Origin of the sequence: Sphingobacterium sp. UBA7253 (genome assembly GCF_002472745.1) — a bacterium.
Lineage (GTDB): Bacteria > Bacteroidota > Bacteroidia > Sphingobacteriales > Sphingobacteriaceae > Sphingobacterium > Sphingobacterium siyangense.
In genome coordinates this window covers 23,913-26,345 of sequence record NZ_DKSP01000222.1, presented here as the reverse complement: position 1 = coordinate 26,345, position 2,433 = coordinate 23,913, and the positions used below count along the sequence as shown (strand labels likewise).

The 2,433-nt window shown below is 39.4% G+C and carries 2 protein-coding genes; both read left to right on the top strand.

Annotated features, from left to right (window positions below):
- Positions 1-539 precede the first annotated feature (539 nt).
- A complete protein-coding gene (locus tag B2X72_RS23060; RefSeq protein ID WP_145329122.1) occupies positions 540-1,250 on the top strand; it encodes a hypothetical protein in 711 nt (236 codons plus the stop codon).
- A 13-nt stretch (positions 1,251-1,263) separates the two neighbouring features.
- Positions 1,264-2,433 (top strand): TonB-dependent receptor plug domain-containing protein (locus B2X72_RS23055; RefSeq protein ID WP_286851607.1); only part of this gene is annotated, 1,170 nt, incomplete at its 3' end.

The window sequence follows — 2,433 nt, the reverse complement described above, 5'->3', positions numbered from 1 at the left end:
TTATAATAAATTTGATCCATCAATCCCATAAGGATGTGACATGCTATGTATAGGTATATAAGACATCTTTTAATGTTATTGCCCATTGTTTTTTTCTGTATGTTTATTACAGGTAAAATAAACAAGGATGTCTTTTCACATGCTGCCTATAAAAACGCGTCAAAACCGTCAATAGCTTCATCACAATCCCATTTCGATTTTTATCTCGGATCGATCGAAGAATGCTCATTCGAATTGAGTTATGATCAACATTTAGCATATGCCGTTCGGCTCTGTGCCTTGGGACTGATTCTGCCTATTTTCTTGCTATTTACGGATAAGAAGTCGTGGCATAGTTTTTATGAACTCCAAAATAAATATTTGTCTAACAGTCTGCCAGACAAGTGTATCCTATACCATTCCTTTAAAATTTTCGGTTAATCCCCTTTTTCTTTTGGTGAATATCATGGGTTGAGTCAATACACGACTATATAACCTATGTAACAAATCATTGCTTGAAGGAAGCAGTTTATCATCTGCTTTGCTATTAAATCATTTATATGAACACAACACTTTATGCATTAGCTATTACAGCTATTACGATCAGTTTTTTTCATACTGCATCGGGGCCAGACCATTATCTGCCCTTTATTGTATTGTCCAAATCGAAAAAATGGTCGTTGGGAAAAACTATATTATGGACAATTATATGTGGACTCGGACATGTTTTCAGTTCGGTCATACTGGGGATTATTGGCGTTTATCTTGGATGGCAACTCAATAAAATCAGCTGGTTACAGGACGTGCGTGGCAATGTTTCAAGTTGGGCACTATTTATTTTTGGACTTGGATATTTGATTTACGGGATCTGGAAAATGTCAAAGAAGCATTCCCATAAGCATTTTGATGTGATGGGTGATGAAGTTTATGTGCATGAACATACCCATGGGAAAAGTGCATCAGGGCATCATCACCATCATCAAAAGACAAAGGTAACGCCTTTGGTATTATTTGCAATTTTCGTCATGGGACCATCGGAACCATTGATACCTCTTTTATTTTTTTCAGGTGCACACCGCTCAATGACGGAGGTGATTACGCTGATTAGCACTTTTACCATTACGACAGTGGTAACCATGGTCGGAATGGTCTTGTTGGGAATTTATGGCTATAACTTGCTCGATACCGAAAAACTTGATCGATATGTACACGCCATTAGTGGCGCAGTCCTGTCAATTTGCGGTGCGGGGATGTTATTTCTGGGATGGTAATTTTTTTAAAATTATGAACAAACGTCAAAATATGAACAAACGTCAAATTACCTTTTTTATAGGCTTACTGGCTGCTACCCACATTTACGCACAGCAACACGTAATTCAGGGAACGGTAAAAGATAAGGATAGTAAACAGCAATTAGAAGAAGTAAATATACGTTACCAACGGGGAATAAAACATAGTCATACGGCATCGAATGGAACTTTTTCGGTACAGCCGGGAACATTTCCGGATACTTTGTTATTGAGCCGGATAGGCTATCTCGATCAGATGTACATCCTAAAAGAAGCGAAGTCTCCTATTGAAATCGAGATGCAAAAAAATGAAGTGCAGTTGAGTCAAATTCAGGTGGATGCATTCAATAGCAGTAAAACATTGAGCAAAGTTGATTTAAGTAAGATTCCTGTTAATTCGGCACAAGATCTATTGCGGAAAGTTCCTGGGCTCTTTATAGCACAGCATGCCGGCGGTGGAAAGGCTGAGCAGATATTTTTGCGTGGATTTGATAATGACCATGGTACAGATATTGCCATTACTGCAGATGGTATTCCAGTCAATATGGTCTCTCATGCGCACGGTCAAGGATACACAGATCTTCATTTTATTATTCCAGAAACGGTTAAAGATATTGATTTTGGCAAGGGGGCCTATTATGCAGACAAAGGTGATCTGAATACATCGGGTTATGTTAATTTTACAACCTTGGATCATTTGGATCATAATCTTTTTAAGGTTGAAGGGGGTTCTTTTGACTCCTGGCGTACGGTAGCCATGCTTAATCTGGTGAATAACCATGAGCAGAATAAGTATGCCTATGCTGCAGGTGAGTTCAATTATTCGAACGGTCCTTTTGACATCAAGCAAAATTTTAGTCGTGTCAATCTATTTGCGAAGTATAATCAGTGGATCGATGAGAAACATTATATCAATCTCCAGGGGTCCATATTCAGCTCGGGTTGGAATGCATCGGGTCAGATTCCGGAGCGGGCCGTTCGGCAGGGACTGATTAGCCGTTGGGGGTCGATCGATTCTACTGAAGGCGGAAATACATCCCGCATGAATTTGGCGATGCAATACCGTGCGCTGATCAGTGATCAGGAAAGCTGGGAAAGCAATGTTTACTTGTCGCGCTATAAATTTCAGTTGTTTTCCGATTTCACTTTTTTTCTGAAAGATCCC